This is a genomic window from Weizmannia sp. WK01, assembly GCF_025905465.1.
Taxonomy (GTDB): Bacteria; Bacillota; Bacilli; order Bacillales; family Bacillaceae_C; genus Weizmannia; species Weizmannia faecalis.
This window is the reverse complement of sequence record NZ_CP109616.1, coordinates 321,665-337,369: the sequence shown is the minus strand read 5'-3', so window position 1 is coordinate 337,369 and position 15,705 is coordinate 321,665. Positions and strand designations below refer to the sequence as shown.

Sequence of the window (15,705 nt, the reverse complement as noted above, 5' to 3'; positions counted from 1 at the left end):
GGCGGATTTAGCTCGCTTCCTTAACGTAGAGCCTCTCTATGTTAAGATACACGGCAAATTTCAGCTGCTTCCTTAACGTAGAGTCACTCTATGTTAAGATACACGGCAAATTTCAGCTACTTCCTTAACATAGAACCCTTCTATGTTAAGATACACGGTAGTTTTCGCGCGCTTCCTTAACGTAGAGCGCTTCTATGTTAAGATACACGGCTGTTTTCGATTGCTTCCTTAACGTAGAGCCACTCTATGTTAAGATACGGCGAAGGTTTGGTATGTGTAAAATTTTACTCGAAGGGGCAAATGAGTGGAAAAAAATGGGAAGACACTCTATCATCTAAATGTACACCTTGAATGAACATCTAGAGAGAGGTCTTCCCATGGATATTATATCAATAATTGCTGGATTATTAAAGGATACAAAAAGTCTTATGGAATTTGAAGAACAAATTAAAATTCTGATGCAGAAGGTTTTTACACAATGGGTTGGGGATGTATTTGAGGAGTTAGATAAAACAATTAAACAAAAGAAGTTGGAGGAAGGCTGGGAGTACTGCCGTAGTGATAACAGAAGCGTTCAGTTTCTATTTGGAAGTGTGACTTTTAAACGTTCATTAATGCGTGATAAGAGAGGGAACTCACATTATCCCTTGGATGAATGCTTGGGGCTGGTACCCCACCGGAGATATAGCCCGTTAGTGGAATTAAAGGTGGCAGAGTTGGCAAGTGAGAACACCTATCGGGAGGTGGCGAATATTTTAAAAGAATGGACAGCCGTGAGTCTTAGTCATACAACTGTAGGGGAAATGGTGAAACGCGTAGGAAAAACGCAGGTGGAAGCCGACAAGGCCCTTGTAGAAGAGATGGAAATAGCTGCTTCACTGCCTGATGGGAAGAAGGTAGACTACCTGTTTTCTGAAGCAGATGGTGTATTCGTTCGGGGACTAAAAAAGAAACAGAGTATGGAAGTCCACCACGCCATTCTCTATGAGGGATGGGAAACCAATGGAAAAAGGGTCTCCCTGCGTCAGCCCACAGTCATCATGACGACGGAAGACATTCAGACATTTTGGGATGAAGTCCAAGCCACAGCTGCCAACACCTATTCCCTCGAAAAAGCGCATGTCATTACAAACAGTGATGGAGGTGCTGGGTACACAGCTGAACGGTTTCAAACAGCATTCTCACAGTCGGAATTTCCGGTGCTCAACCAGCTGGATACCTACCACGTTGCACAAGCCATCATAAGGACATTTGGGGGCGGAAAGAGCGAGATCAAGGAGCAAATTAGAAAAGCGATTAGAACGCATGACCTGGACCAATTCACGTTATATTTGGATACGCACGAAAGCACCTTGACGGATAAAAAGGCCCTCAAGAAAATCAAGGAATTCCGTTCGTATATCTTGAAAAACTGGGACCGCATTTTTGACTGGAGAGACAGGGTGAAAAACGTGCCGGAAGGTGCGAGAGGCCTAGGAGCGATGGAATCGAATCAAAGGCATATCTCCTTCAGGATGAAAAAAAGGGGCATGCATTGGAGTGAACTTGGCGCAGAAGCCATGGTGAAAATCAAACAAGGCATACTCAATGGGACATTGAGAGAAGCCTATCTGAAACACCGTTCAAGAAGCGAGAGAAAGCAACGGAACTTGAAACAATCCATCAGGATGTCTCAACTACTCAAGCAGCCTGTACGCCCGTCAGTGGGCGTAAAGCACGGATCAGTTGCCCTGCATTCAAGCAGTTCATCGGCAATGGGACATTTAAGCAAAATATTAGAGCTTTCGTTTTAAGCCTGGCTCAGTGGGGACTGATCGTTGAGGCGCGCGAAATTTACGAGACTCCTGCGGGAAAAGCGAGCCAGGAGAGACCCCGCAGCGAGGTACGAGCGAGGAGGCTCGCCGGCCGCCCGCGGAAAGCGAGTGAATTTCGCGCGCCTCAACATCCCCGTTATCCATCTTTATACGGAAATATTACATCTTTTCCGAAAATTACACCGAGCAAGTAAAGCACGGTAGCCGAAAGTGTACAAAAAGAGTGTCTTGGAATACCCGATATTTAAACCTTGTCGAGAAAAACTTGACACATACGAAGGTTTGGCTTGCTTCCTTAACGTAGAGCCCTTCTATGTTAAGATATACAGCAGTTTTCGCCTGCTTCCTTAACGTAGAGCCACTCTATGTTAAGATACGCGGCAGATTTGGCTTGCTTCCTTAATGTAGAGCTCTTCTATGTTAAGATACAAGACAGATTTCAGCTGCTTCCTTAACATAGAGCCTCTCTATGTTAAGATACACGGCAAATTTCAGCTGCTTCCTTAACGTAGAGCCTCTCTATGTTAAGATACGCGGCAAATTTCAGCTGCTTCCTTAACGTAAAGCCTCTCTATGTTAAGATACAAGGAAAATTTCAGCTGCTTCCTTAACGTAGAGCCACTCTAGATTCACCTTTCAACCAAAATTTTGCGGGATTTCCACACTGACAACCGTTTTACACTCGGTTCCATTCCTTATAAGGATCTCTCTTGGTCGAATCAGGCCGGCGTTGGATATTTTTTTAAAATAAATCTGCCAAAAAAAGAACAATTGTTTCTCATTCTATTACATAGACTTACGGTTTGTCTACATCCTCGCTTACTCATTGATATACCCCTTGGAAAATAAAAAAAGCGGATGCCCCGCCGTAAAAACAGTGGCGTTCCCCGGCAAGCAACCCGGCCGGGGAACGCCCATTGTAAAAATACAGCAATCATGTTTATTAGAAACGTTCCATTGCCATCAGGTTTTTTGCCCGTGCCCGTGTCTTCAAACTTTCCTGCACATGCCGACCGAATCGGAATCGTTCAGCAAGTGTACGTGATTACGCCCGGCTGCGAAAAACTTCCCGGTTAATCAAATTGGGCGGACATTCTCCAAGCAGCCCTTTCGTGAGATTTTCAACCGCCAGTTTTGCCATTGCATAGCGTGTTTCGTGTGTAGCAGAGCCAACGTGCGGAAGGGTGACGACATTATCCATTTTTAAAAGCGGGTTATCCGGCGAAACAGGTTCCTGTTCATATACATCAAGGCCGGCCGCATAAATGATTTTTTCCTGAAGGGCTTTGACAAGCGCCGCTTCATCTACTGTCTTACCCCTTGAACCATTGACAAAAACGGCCGTTTTCTTCATCATTCTGAATTCCCGTTCCCCGATTAACCGGTGCGTTTCCGGGGTAAGCGGCACCATCAGGCAAATGAAATCCGATTTTTCCAGCAGTTCATCAAGCTCACAGTATCCCGCATCATACAGCTGCTCGGCTTCCGGGTCGCGGGAACGGTTATGGTATAAAATGTCCATATCAAAACCGAAATGGGCCCGTTTCGCAATTTTGCTTCCGATTCTGCCCATTCCGATAATGCCCAGCGTTTTATGGTGAATATCAATGCCGTAATGCTCAGTGGAAACAGGCGCTTTCCAATTGCCGTTTTTGACAAGCCGGTCCAGTTCCGTAAATCGCCGCGCCGCTGCAAGCATCAAGCCAAAGATGGTATCCGCTGTTGTTTCATCGAGCACACCCGGCGTATTGGTTGCCATAATCCCCCGCTCTGTTAGCAACGGGATATCGAGATTGTCATATCCGACCGTTATATTGCTGATGATTTTCAAGGCCGGTGCGTGGTCCAGCAATTCTTTTCCCGCCCGGAGCCAGGAACCAAGCAGCCCGTCCGCTTCCGTTAAGTCAGGCAGAAGATCGGAAATATCCTTGCCCCCTGGTATGTAGCGTACTTCAAATGTTTCCTTCAGCTTTTCAATCAAATCCCCAGGCAGTTCGCTGTATACCAATACTTTTTTCGCCAAATGAGCCATCCCCCTTTGTTTACGTTATTCTTGTAAAATTATAACAAAGAATAAGGCGAGCGTCCTTTAACCGGGTTTCCGGAATGTGCGATTTTTTGTAATCTCCCGGCCAAAATAGGAGAGGATAAGAAAAAGCCAATCCTGGAATCGGGGTGTTGAAGCATGGTATTCCTTATCATTTTGATGATTGTCCTGAATCTGTTTGCTTTTCTCATGCCAAAAAAATTTAGTGGCATTGAAATGCTGTGCACCACCCTGTTTGCCATGTACCTTGAATTAATCGTCAATTTATTTCTGGATCTCAAGTATGATCTTTTTGGATACTTTACAAAAGGAGTCGACTGGAGAAGCCTTTGTTATTTGTTTGGGATTTATCCGGCCATCAATATTACCTTTATCAACTTTTTTCCAAACCGGTTTCGTACCCGGTTCCTCTATATTGCAGGATGGACGATCGTGGCGATGGTTTTTGAGTTTTTATTTATCAAGACAGGTACGTTTTACTACAATGGGTGGAAACCTTGGTATTCTGCTATTGCGTATCCTATTCTCTTTTGCATCCTGGCGTTATTCTATCAGCTTGTTCACCTGCTTTTGCTCAAATATACGCTCAACCGCTAGGTACCCAAATAAATGGTGAAAGAAACCGCGGCACTGAACGCTCCGGGCTTGTGACAGCCGCCGTATCTGGCACGAGAAAAGACTGGCAGGATTTGCTAAAATAGAAAGAAAGTCATTGAGGTGGAGACACTGAAAAACAAAGTTATTTTGCTTGCATCGGATCAGCTTGGAAAAGGAGAACAAGAATTGGGGGAAGGATTGTTGGAAACCTTCTTTACCATCCTGAAACAAAAGGAAGAACTGCCGGCCGCTGTTTTTTGCGTAAACCGCGGTGTGTTTACGTTAACAGAAGGCTCGCTTGTTTCCCTTCAATTGAAAGAATTGGAGGAAAAAGGCGTGGACGTTCTTGCTTGTAAAACCTGTGTGGACTTTTATGGGCTAAACGAAAAACTTACAGCTGGAAAAATCAGCAGCATGGCACAATTTGCAGAATTAGCATCCAAATATGAAGTCCTTACATTATCCTGACCAGGTGGGAAAATCTCATTCGGACTAAAAAATAGAGAAAAAGCCCTGCATCAGGCAGGGCTTTTTCTGTTCTTGCTAAATCCCGGCGATGTCACGTGCGCCTAACCAGCTTCGAAATACCGAGGCCGGTGCACACATTTCTTTTTTTCATTTCATGCAAGAGCAACAGCGGAAAAGTTTTGCGTCTGACAGATTTTTTCCTCACTTTTCCAAAAAGCCGGAAAATCCCGGTGGTGTCAGGTGCGCCCGACCAGCATCGAAATGCCGATGCCGCCGCCGACACAAAGCGAGGCAAGGCCGGTGCGCACATTTCTTTTTTCCATTTCATGTAAAAGTGAAACGAGAATTCTTGCGCCGGATGCCCCGATCGGATGCCCCAGTGCAATCGCCCCGCCGTTAACATTGACTTTTTCCGGATCAAGCCCCAAATCCCTGATAACGGCAAGGCTTTGGGAAGCAAAAGCTTCGTTCAGCTCGATTAAATCCACTTCTTCAAGGGATGCACCAGTCTTTTCAAGCAGCTTTTGAATTGCATAATAAGGGGCATAACCCATGATGGAAGGGTCCACTCCTGCTTCTGCATACCCTTTAATGACCCCGAAATAAGGAATCTTTTTTTCATCCGCAAGTGATTTTTCCATTAAAACAACAGCAGCTGCGCCGTCATTGATCCCCGAAGCATTCCCTGCTGTGACAGTACCGTTTTCGAGAAAAGCGGGTTTCAGCTTCGCGAGCCCATCAAGCGTCGTATCGGGGCGGACATGCTCATCCTCGGAAAACAGCATCTCGCTTCTTCTCTGTTTTACTTTTACCGGCACAATTTCGTCTTTGAAGCGGCCGGTCTTTTGTGCCTGTGCGGCTTTTTGCTGGGATCGAAGCGCAAAACGGTCCTGTTCCTCGCGGGAAATGCCGAATTTTGTCGCCACATTTTCCGCCGTCAAACCCATATGGATGCCTTCAAATGCATCCGTCAGGCCGTCGCGCAGCATGCTGTCTGCCATCGCCATATTGCCAAGCTTATGGCCCCAGCGTGCCTGTTCTGCAAGAAAGGGCGCACGCGACATGTTTTCCGCCCCGCCGGCAACTATTATTTTCGCCTCACCAAGCTGGATCATCTGGGCAGCAAGCAGCACAGCTTTCAATCCAGAGCCGCATACTTCATTCACGGTTACGGCAGGCACTTCATACGGAATGCCGGCTCTGACTGCCATTTGCCGGGCCGGATTTTGACCGAGACCCGCCGACAGAACATTGCCAAAAACGGCATAATCGACCTCCTGTGCAGAAACGCCGGTGCGCCGGATCGCTTCTTCTGCGGCAATCGCACCCAGTTCCACAGCAGATATATCTTTTAAACTGCCGCCGAATTTCCCGATCGGGGTCCGGACGGCGCTGATAATCGCAACTTCATGCATATACGTTTACTCCCTCTCTGTCATTTCCCATCCACAATCCTAGCAACTTGTACTATAATGGGAAGGTGTCCGTGCATCGTGATAAGTTGTATTTCGACACCGTTTATATTAAATTATTTAGTACAGTTTCTCAAATTTCAATAACAATTCGTATGTGTCAAGTTTTTCTCGACAAGGTTTAAATATCGGGTATTCCAAGACACTCTTTTTGTACACTTTCGGCTACCGTGCTTTACTTGCTCGGTGTAATTTTCGGAAAAGATGTAATATTTCCGTATAAAGATGGATAACGGGGATGTTGAGGCGCGCGAAATTCACTCGCTTTCCGCGGGCGGCCGGCGAGCCTCCTCGCTCGTACCTCGCTGCGGGGTCTCTCCTGGCTCGCTTTTCCCGCAGGAGTCTCGTAAATTTCGCGCGCCTCAACGATCAGTCCCCACTGAGCCAGGCTTAAAACGAAAGCTCTAATATTTTGCTTAAATGTCCCATTGCCGATGAACTGCTTGAATGCAGGGCAACTGATCCGTGCTTTACGCCCACTGACGGGCGTACAGGCTGCTTGAGTAGTTGAGACATCCTGATGGATTGTTTCAAGTTCCGTTGCTTTCTCTCGCTTCTTGAACGGTGTTTCAGATAGGCTTCTCTCAATGTCCCATTGAGTATGCCTTGTTTGATTTTCACCATGGCTTCTGCGCCAAGTTCACTCCAATGCATGCCCCTTTTTTTCATCCTGAAGGAGATATGCCTTTGATTCGATTCCATCGCTCCTAGGCCTCTCGCACCTTCCGGCACGTTTTTCACCCTGTCTCTCCAGTCAAAAATGCGGTCCCAGTTTTTCAAGATATACGAACGGAATTCCTTGATTTTCTTGAGGGCCTTTTTATCCGTCAAGGTGCTTTCGTGCGTATCCAAATATAACGTGAATTGGTCCAGGTCATGCGTTCTAATCGCTTTTCTAATTTGCTCCTTGATCTCGCTCTTTCCGCCCCCAAATGTCCTTATGATGGCTTGTGCAACGTGGTAGGTATCCAGCTGGTTGAGCACCGGAAATTCCGACTGTGAGAATGCTGTTTGAAACCGTTCAGCTGTGTACCCAGCACCTCCATCACTGTTTGTAATGACATGCGCTTTTTCGAGGGAATAGGTGTTGGCAGCTGTGGCTTGGACTTCATCCCAAAATGTCTGAATGTCTTCCGTCGTCATGATGACTGTGGGCTGACGCAGGGAGACCCTTTTTCCATTGGTTTCCCATCCCTCATAGAGAATGGCGTGGTGGACTTCCATACTCTGTTTCTTTTTTAGTCCCCGAACGAATACACCATCTGCTTCAGAAAACAGGTAGTCTACCTTCTTCCCCTCAGGCAGGGAAACAGCTATTTCTAGCTCTTCTACAAGTGCCTTATCGGCTTCCGCCTGAGTTTTCCCTACGTGTTTTACCATGTTCCCTACAGTTGTGTGACTAAGACTCACTGCTGTCCACTCTTTTAAAATATCAGCTACTTCCCGATAGGTGTTCTCACTTGCCAACTCTGCCACCTTTAATTCCACTAACGGGCTGTATCGTTGGTGTGGTACCAGCCCTAACCATTCATCCAGAGGATAATGGGAATTTCCTCTCTTGTCATGCATTAATGAGCGTTTAAAGGTCACACTTCCAAATAGAAACTGAATGTTTCTGTTATCACTCCGGCAGTACACCCAGCCCTCCTCTAACTTCTCCTGTTTAATTATTTTATCTAACTCTTCAAATATTTCCCCAACCCATTGTGTAAAAGCCTTCTGCATCAGAAGTTTAAGCTGTTCTTCAAATTCGATAAGACTCTTTGTATCCTTTAATAATCCAGCAATTATTGATATAATATCCATGGGAAGACCTCTCTCTCTAGATGTTCATCTTGAAGTGTACAATTAGATGATAGAGCGTCTTCCCATTTTTTTCCACTCATATGCCCCGTCGAGTAAAATTTTACACATACTAACAATTCCTGTAAAAAAGGTGTGAATAGCAGTTGCAAATCGGAATAGACAAGATCGGGTTTTATACCCCGCATTTATATGTTGACATGGAAAAACTGGCACTTGCCCGGAATGAGGACCCTGGAAAATTTTTAATCGGAATCGGCCAGGAAAAAATGGCCGTCGCCCCGGTGACCCAGGATGCGGTGACGCTCGCAGCCAATGCGGCGCTCGAAATTTTAACAGACGAAGATAAAGAAAAGATCGATTTTGTTATTTTCGGCACGGAATCCGGCGTCGACCACTCGAAGGCAGCTGCAATTTATGTGCACCGCCTGCTCGGTTTAAAACCGGAAGTGCGGGCCGTTGAAGTGAAAGAAGCATGCTTCGGTGCTACGGCAGGGCTGCAAATGGCAAGAGGGCATATCGCCCTGCATCCGGAAAGCAAAGTGCTCGTGCTCGGGTCCGATATTTCAAGATACGGATTGAATACTTCAGGAGAGGTTACCCAAGGGGCGGGCGCCGTCGCTATGGTCGTAAGCGCCCATCCGAAAATTCTTGCGATTGAAGAACCGAGTGTGTATCATACGGAAGACATCATGGACTTTTGGCGGCCGGTCTATTCGGATTCCGCTTATGTGGATGGCAAGTTTTCCAATGAAAAATACATCAGTTTCTTCCAAAATGTCTGGAAGCAGTACAGAGAAAAAACCGGCTTTACGCTAAGTGATTTCAAAGCCATTTGCTTCCATATGCCGTATACAAAAATGGGCTTAAAAGCGCTGAGAACGGTGTTGGATGAAACGGATGAAGACGGGCGCGAAAGACTCCTGGCCCATTATGAAACAAGCAAAAGTTATAACAAAATAGTCGGGAACATTTATACCGGCGCTTTGTATTTGAGCCTGCTTTCCCTGCTCGAACAAAATACAAATATAGAAGCAGGTGCGAGGATCGGCCTGTACAGCTACGGTTCCGGCGCAGTCGGGGAATTTTTCTCAGGGATCCTGCAGCCGGGCTACCGTAAAGCCTTGCAGCCGGCCCGCCATCAGCAAATGCTCGAGGCACGAAAAGAAATTAGCGTTGCCGAATACGAAGCCATTTTTACCACATCGCTTCCAAACGACGGGTCGGCCGTTACCTTGCCGGTGAACGAGGATCCGGCCACCGTTTGCCTTGCCGGAATCGAAGGGCACAAGCGGCAATACGTTAATAAAAACAATCGAGTAGGAGGCTAATCATTATTTGATTAGCCGACCTCTCACACCACCGTGCGTACGGTTCCGTACACGGCGGTTCTAAAGTTTACGACCGTACAGACAGATAATAATCCAGAAAACTTATATATCTTGCTCTTCGGAAGAGTTCGTTTGTAAGGGTTCTGGCTAATATATGGCTGCCGGAGATTCTCCAGTAGCCTTTTCTTGTGTTAGCCCATTCCCACGCCTTTCTTTTATTGATCCCTAATTTCACGAGCCAATAAAATCTTGTGCGTACTCTCTTCCATCTTTTCCAAGTTACCATTCGCATTCTTCTTCGTGTCCATTGATCCAGTCTGGTTACCAGACTTTTCATATCCGCTAGCTTGTAGTAATTTACCCATCCTCGGACAGTGTCGTTTAGCCTTTTCTTTCTTTCCTCTACGCTTAATCCGTTGCTTCTTCCTGTGATTCTGCGAATTTTCTCCTTTAATTTTTGAACACCCTTCGGGTGTACCCGGAATTTGCATTTTCCTTCATAAAGGTAGAATCCATAACTCAGGAACTTGATGTTTCTAATATGTGTGATCATCGTCTTCTCTCGATTCACTTTGAGTCGCAATTTCCTCTCAATGAATGGGAGAATGTTATGGTATGTTCTTTCGCAGCTTCTTCGGCTCTTACAGAATATGATCACATCATCAGCGTAACGGACAAATCGGTGATTTCTTGCTTCCATTTCTTTATCCAATTCGTTTAACATTACATTGGCAAGAAGCGGACTTAGTGGTCCTCCTTGTGGAACACCGAAATCATTTGTTGTCCTTATTCCTTTGATCATAACACCTGCATTTAGGAATTTATGGATTAAGGAGATTACACGTCCGTCGTGAATTGTTTCACTCAATATCTGGATAAGCTTACTATGGTTTACCGTGTCAAAGTACTGTTCTAAGTCCAGGTCTACTACATACTGGTATCCTTCATTTACATTCTTTTGGCACTTGAGAAGTGCCTGATGTGTACTTCTATGTGGTCGGAAACCGTAGCTATTGTCTGAGAACTTTCTTTCATATATAGGGACTAGGACCTGCGAAATGGCTTGTTGGATGACTCGGTCTACTACCGTTGGTATTCCAAGTTTCCTTGTTTTCCCGTTGTCTTTTGGTATTTCTACCCTTCTAACGGGTTGGGGCTTGTATGTCCCATTTCGAATGGAGAGGACGAGTTCCCTCTGGTGTTCAGTTAGGTATGCCAAAAGTTCACCTGTTTTCATTCCATCGACACCGCCCGCACCTTTGTTTTTCTTTACCTTTTTATAGGCACGGTGCAGGTTATTACTTGAAAGGATTCGTTCGAGCATCCATTCGTTCTGTCTGTTGGTGTTAGTGGTGTTGTTTTCAGTTATCCTCTTGAAACTATGCCCTCTGCCATATCCTTCCTGTTCCGCAGTATCTTTTTGACAGCAGGTTTCTTCCTGTTTTCTGCATTTGTTCGTTTCTTCGGTAACTTTCATTGACTTCCACTTCCTTTAGTTCAGCCCTTCCTTCGATGCTCCAGGCATCTCCGTACTATGGCTTCTGCTGACTTCTCACGGCAAATCTTGTTTCAACCAGGTTTCATACTCTGTTTCCACCTGTCCATGAGACCTCCCGTGGTAAGGTGATTCACTTTCATTCCATGTACCCGCACCATTTACGTTTCCACATCCGGATAGCTTTTGGGCTTTGACTTGTTCAGCAGCCTTACCCTGTGAGAGTACGCCTAATGATGTTCGTGTTCCTCGGGTCAGAATTTTGCCTCCAGCTTCCTTCAGATTCCATCTCACGATGGACACCCTTGCTCTTGGCTAATGGTTGGTCGCTACCTACCCCCATAGCGGACTTACACCGCCTAGCGAATCGCCATGCACGGCGCACTGTAAAAACGAGAGGCATGCTTAAAGCGTGCCTCTCGTTTTTGCTAAAGAGAATAAGCGCAGGCCACTTTTCAAAAACGGAGATGTCGCCGTAAGCACGGGCCTCAGTGGTTCCATCCAGCTTTAGGAAAAACCGCCTGCCTGCCAGAAGCCGCTGAAAAGCTCCAAAAGAAGAAAACGGTGGGACATCACCATAATCGTGTCTCACCGTTTTTTTTCTATATTTTGTTCAGTACCTCGGTATTCTTGGCGCCGTTTTTCATACCCGCGTGTTTTTTCTTCCTATCTGTGTTCAGTGCCCCCGCCTGTCATCCTCTGATTTCTTTTAAAATTTCCTTTGCCGTAGCAAGATCAATTGTCCCGCTTTGTTTTAGTTTTTCTGCAACCCGGTCAATTTCGCTTCCGGAGGCACCTGCTGTGATAGCGAGCGATTTGGCGTGCAGTGCCATATGCCCTTTTTGAATCCCGTCTGTTACAAGAGCTTTGATGGCGGAAAAGTTCTGGCCAAGCCCAGCGGAGACAATGATCGATTCCAGTTCTTTTGCATTTTGGTAACCCAGCAGCCGCTTGCTGAAACCGGCAGCAGGGTGGATGCTGATCTGGCCGCCGACTGTCCCGACCGGAAGCGGAAGGGTGAGGCTGCCAAGCAGGTCTCCGTTTTCTGCCTTGCTCCAAATAGAAAGGGAACGATACTTGCCGGACCTTGCTGCATAGGCATGGGCACCCGCTTCAATTGCGCGCCAATCGTTTCCGGTTGCGATCACAACGGCATCAACGCCGTTCATAATGCCTTTGTTATGCGTTGCAGCCCGGTAAGGATCCGCGTATGCAAATTGGGCGGCTTCAATGATCCGGTCGCGGACTTCTTCACCGGACATGCCGTTTTTTTCAAGCAATGACACGGGAATCCGGCATTCGGCCGTTGCCAGGCATTCAGTGGCATAATTGGAGAGAATGCCCATTAATGCCCGTCCCCCTGTCCACTCTTCCAAATGCGGTTTGATCGCCTCCGCCATGGTATCGATGATATTCGCACCCATTGCTTCCAGCGTATCAATATGGAGATGGACAACAAAAAAAGCAGGTGTGCCGGCTTTTTCATCAGCCGGGATCAGACGGACTTCCAATTTCCGGGCCCCGCCGCCCCGCTTCACAATCGAAGGCTTGGCTTCATTTGCCGTTTGCAAAAGTTCTTCCTCATGGGCCATCACCACCGTTTTCGCACGGATCGGATCCGGAACTTCCATTAACGCCACCTGCCCGATCATCATACGATTGCTCACTGTCGTTCGGAAACCGCCTGCCTTGTTGATGATTTTTGCCGCCGAACTTGCCGCCGCCACAACAGAAGGCTCCTCAATCGCCATCGGGACGACATACTCTTTTCCGTCAATCAGAAAGTTCAATGCCGTACCATATGGCAATTCATATTTGGCAATCTGGTTTTCAATCATATGGTCCGCCGTTTCATCCGGCAGCACAAGCCCTTTTTCAAGCAGCGCGGCATCTTCGGCTGAAATGGCCTTCGCCTGTTCCAGCGCCTTGATTCTTTCAAGCCGGTTTTTTTCGTAAAATTTATGCAAAGGTTGCTTTTCCATATTTTCCTCCTCTGTGCGCGATAAAGTGCATACATTTATTTTAACGCATTTCAGGGGGAAAACCAGCCATCCAATTTTCCGTATGTGTCAAGTTTTTCTCGACAAGGTTTAAATATCGGGTATTCCAAGACACTCTTTTTGTACACTTTCGGCTACCGTGCTTTACTTGCTCGGTGTAATTTTCGGAAAAGATGTAATATTTCCGTATAAAGATGGATAACGGGGATGTTGAGGCGCGCGAAATTCACTCGCTTTCCGCGGGCGGCCGGCGAGCCTCCTCGCTCGTACCTCGCTGCGGGGTCTTTCCTGGCTCGCTTTTCCCGCAGGAGTCTCGTAAATTTCGCGCGCCTCAACGATCAGTCCCCACTGAGCCAGGCTTAAAACGAAAGCTCTAATATTTTGCTTAAATGTCCCATTGCCGATGAACTGCTTGAATGCAGGGCAACTGATCCGTGCTTTACGCCCACTGACGGGCGTACAGGCTGCTTGAGTAGTTGAGACATCCTGATGAATTGTTTCAAGTTCCGTTGCTTTCTCTCGCTTCTTGAACGGTGTTTCAGATAGGCTTCTCTCAATGTCCCATTGAGTATGCCTTGTTTGATTTTCACCATGGCTTCTGCGCCAAGTTCACTCCAATGCATGCCCCTTTTTTTCATCCTGAAGGAGATATGCCTTTGATTCGATTCCATCGCTCCTAGGCCTCTCGCACCTTCCGGCACGTTTTTCACCCTGTCTCTCCAGTCAAAAATGCGGTCCCAGTTTTTCAAGATATACGAACGGAATTCCTTGATTTTCTTAATGCAGGGCAACTGATCCGTGCTTTACGCCCACTGACGGGCGTACAGGCTGCTTGAGTAGTTGAGACATCCTGATGAATTGTTTCAAGTTCCGTTGCTTTCTCTCGCTTCTTGAACGGTGTTTCAGATAGGCTTCTCTCAATGTCCCATTGAGTATGCCTTGTTTGATTTTCACCATGGCTTCTGCGCCAAGTTCACTCCAATGCATGCCCCTTTTTTTCATCCTGAAGGAGATATGCCTTTGATTCGATTCCATCGCTCCTAGGCCTCTCGCACCTTCCGGCACGTTTTTCACCCTGTCTCTCCAGTCAAAAATGCGGTCCCAGTTTTTCAAGATATACGAACGGAATTCCTTGATTTTCTTAATGCAGGGCAACTGATCCGTGCTTTACGCCCACTGACGGGCGTACAGGCTGCTTGAGTAGTTGAGACATCCTGATGAATTGTTTCAAGTTCCGTTGCTTTCTCTCGCTTCTTGAACGGTGTTTCAGATAGGCTTCTCTCAATGTCCCATTGAGTATGCCTTGTTTGATTTTCACCATGGCTTCTGCGCCAAGTTCACTCCAATGCATGCCCCTTTTTTTCATCCTGAAGGAGATATGCCTTTGATTCGATTCCATCGCTCCTAGGCCTCTCGCACCTTCCGGCACGTTTTTCACCCTGTCTCTCCAGTCAAAAATGCGGTCCCAGTTTTTCAAGATATACGAACGGAATTCCTTGATTTTCTTGAGAGCCTTTTTATCCGTCAAGGTGCTTTCGTGCGTATCCAAATATAACGTGAATTGGTCCAGGTCATGCGTTCTAATCGCTTTTCTAATTTGCTCCTTGATCTCGCTCTTTCCGCCCCCAAATGTCCTTATGATGGCTTGTGCAACGTGGTAGGTATCCAGCTGGTTGAGCACCGGAAATTCCGACTGTGAGAAAGCTGTTTGAAACCGTTCAGCTGTGTATCCCGCACCTCCATCACTGTTTGTAATGACATGCGTTTTTTCGAGGGAGTAGGTGTTGGCAGCTGTGGCTTGGACTTCATCCCAAAATGTCTGAATGTCTTCCGTCGTCATGATGACTGTGGGCTGACGCAGGGAGACCCTTTTACCATTGGTTTCCCATCCCTCATAGAGAATGGCGTGGTGGACTTCCATACTCTGTTTCTTTTTTAGTCCCCGAACGAATACACCATCTGCTTCAGAAAACAGGTAGTCTACCTTCTTCCCCTCAGGCAGGGAAACAGCTATTTCTAGCTCTTCTACAAGTGCCTTATCGGCTTCCGCCTGAGTTTTCCCTACGTGTTTTACCATGTTCCCTACAGTTGTGTGACTAAGACTCACTGCTGTCCACTCTTTTAAAATATCAGCTACTTCCCGATAGGTGTTCTCACTTGCCAACTCTGCCACCTTTAATTCCACTAACGGGCTGTATCGTTGGTGTGGTACCAGCCCTAACCATTCATCCAGAGGATAATGGGAATTTCCTCTCTTGTCATGCATTAATGAGCGTTTAAAGGTCACACTTCCAAATAGAAACTGAATGTTTCTGTTATCACTCCGGCAGTACACCCAGCCCTCCTCTAACTTCTCCTGTTTAATTGTTTTATCTAACTCTTCAAATATTTCCCCAACCCATTGTGTAAAAGCCTTCTGCATCAGAAGTTTAAGCTGTTCTTCAAATTCGATAAGACTCTTTGTATCCTTTAATAATCCAGCAATTATTGATATAATATCCATGGGAAGACCTCTCTCTCTAGATGTTCATCTTGAAGTGTACAATTAGATGATAGAGCGTCTTCCCATTTTTTTCCACTCATTTGCCCCTTCGAGTAAAATTTTACACATACAATTTTCCAGCTTGCCATCTTCCTTCGTGCGTTTTTTTATCTTAATAGCCACGTAGATAATTTTT

At 46.4% G+C, this 15,705-nt stretch carries 10 protein-coding genes and 2 pseudogenes; 4 read left to right on the top strand and 8 right to left on the bottom strand.

Going from position 1 to position 15,705, the window contains the following annotated elements:
- Positions 1-377 precede the first annotated feature (377 nt).
- Positions 378-1,793, top strand: a complete 1,416-nt coding sequence (locus OF158_RS01750) for an ISLre2 family transposase (protein WP_048339796.1) — start codon at positions 378-380, stop codon at positions 1,791-1,793.
- A 1,066-nt stretch (positions 1,794-2,859) separates the two neighbouring features.
- Here OF158_RS01750 and OF158_RS01745 read toward each other — a convergent pair.
- Positions 2,860-3,837 carry a 2-hydroxyacid dehydrogenase gene (locus OF158_RS01745; protein WP_035182760.1) on the bottom strand — a complete coding sequence of 326 codons (978 nt, stop codon included), beginning with the start codon at positions 3,835-3,837 and terminating at the stop codon, positions 2,860-2,862.
- Positions 3,838-3,999: 162 nt separating this feature from the next.
- On the opposite strand from OF158_RS01745, the gene OF158_RS01740 reads away from it, so the two are divergent.
- Together OF158_RS01740 and OF158_RS01735 are read left to right on the top strand one after the other, a co-directional pair.
- Entirely contained in the window at positions 4,000-4,458 is a 459-nt protein-coding gene (locus OF158_RS01740) for a CBO0543 family protein (RefSeq protein ID WP_035182763.1), read from the top strand.
- A gap of 129 nt (positions 4,459-4,587) precedes the next feature.
- Entirely contained in the window at positions 4,588-4,926 is a 339-nt protein-coding gene (locus tag OF158_RS01735) for a DsrE family protein (protein WP_014096413.1), read from the top strand.
- A 236-nt stretch (positions 4,927-5,162) separates the two neighbouring features.
- On the opposite strand, the gene OF158_RS01730 is transcribed toward OF158_RS01735, so the two are convergent.
- Both OF158_RS01730 and OF158_RS01725 read right to left on the bottom strand, forming a co-directional pair.
- Positions 5,163-6,341: an acetyl-CoA C-acetyltransferase gene (locus tag OF158_RS01730; protein WP_014096414.1), complete on the bottom strand. Its 1,179-nt coding sequence runs from the start codon at positions 6,339-6,341 to the stop codon at positions 5,163-5,165.
- Positions 6,342-6,788: 447 nt separating this feature from the next.
- Positions 6,789-8,204, bottom strand: a complete 1,416-nt coding sequence (locus OF158_RS01725; protein ID WP_048339795.1) for an ISLre2-like element ISBco6 family transposase — start codon at positions 8,202-8,204, stop codon at positions 6,789-6,791.
- 143 nt (positions 8,205-8,347) lie between these two features.
- On the opposite strand from OF158_RS01725, the gene OF158_RS01720 reads away from it, so the two are divergent.
- The gene (locus OF158_RS01720) at positions 8,348-9,532 is read left to right on the top strand and encodes a hydroxymethylglutaryl-CoA synthase (protein ID WP_017552043.1); all 1,185 of its coding nucleotides are present in this window, start codon (positions 8,348-8,350) and stop codon (positions 9,530-9,532) included.
- A gap of 67 nt (positions 9,533-9,599) precedes the next feature.
- Here OF158_RS01720 and ltrA read toward each other — a convergent pair whose 3' ends face one another.
- The 5 genes and pseudogenes from ltrA to OF158_RS01695 form a co-directional block, all read right to left on the bottom strand.
- Positions 9,600-11,009 (bottom strand): group II intron reverse transcriptase/maturase, encoded by a 1,410-nt coding sequence (gene ltrA / locus OF158_RS01715; RefSeq protein WP_017552042.1) that lies wholly within the window; start codon positions 11,007-11,009, stop codon positions 9,600-9,602.
- Between the two features lie 710 nt (positions 11,010-11,719).
- Complete coding sequence (locus OF158_RS01710) at positions 11,720-13,009, bottom strand: hydroxymethylglutaryl-CoA reductase, degradative (RefSeq protein WP_014096418.1); 1,290 nt, start codon at positions 13,007-13,009, stop codon at positions 11,720-11,722.
- Between the two features lie 377 nt (positions 13,010-13,386).
- A pseudogene (locus OF158_RS01705) lies at positions 13,387-13,809 on the bottom strand (UPF0236 family transposase-like protein); the annotation flags it as partial.
- Positions 13,810-13,867: 58 nt separating this feature from the next.
- A pseudogene (locus OF158_RS01700) lies at positions 13,868-14,173 on the bottom strand (UPF0236 family transposase-like protein); the annotation flags it as partial.
- Positions 14,169-15,530 (bottom strand): ISLre2-like element ISBco6 family transposase, encoded by a 1,362-nt coding sequence (locus tag OF158_RS01695; protein ID WP_264302948.1) that lies wholly within the window; start codon positions 15,528-15,530, stop codon positions 14,169-14,171. The gene OF158_RS01695 and the pseudogene OF158_RS01700, both read right to left, overlap by 5 nt.
- Between the last annotated feature and the right edge of the window lie 175 nt (positions 15,531-15,705).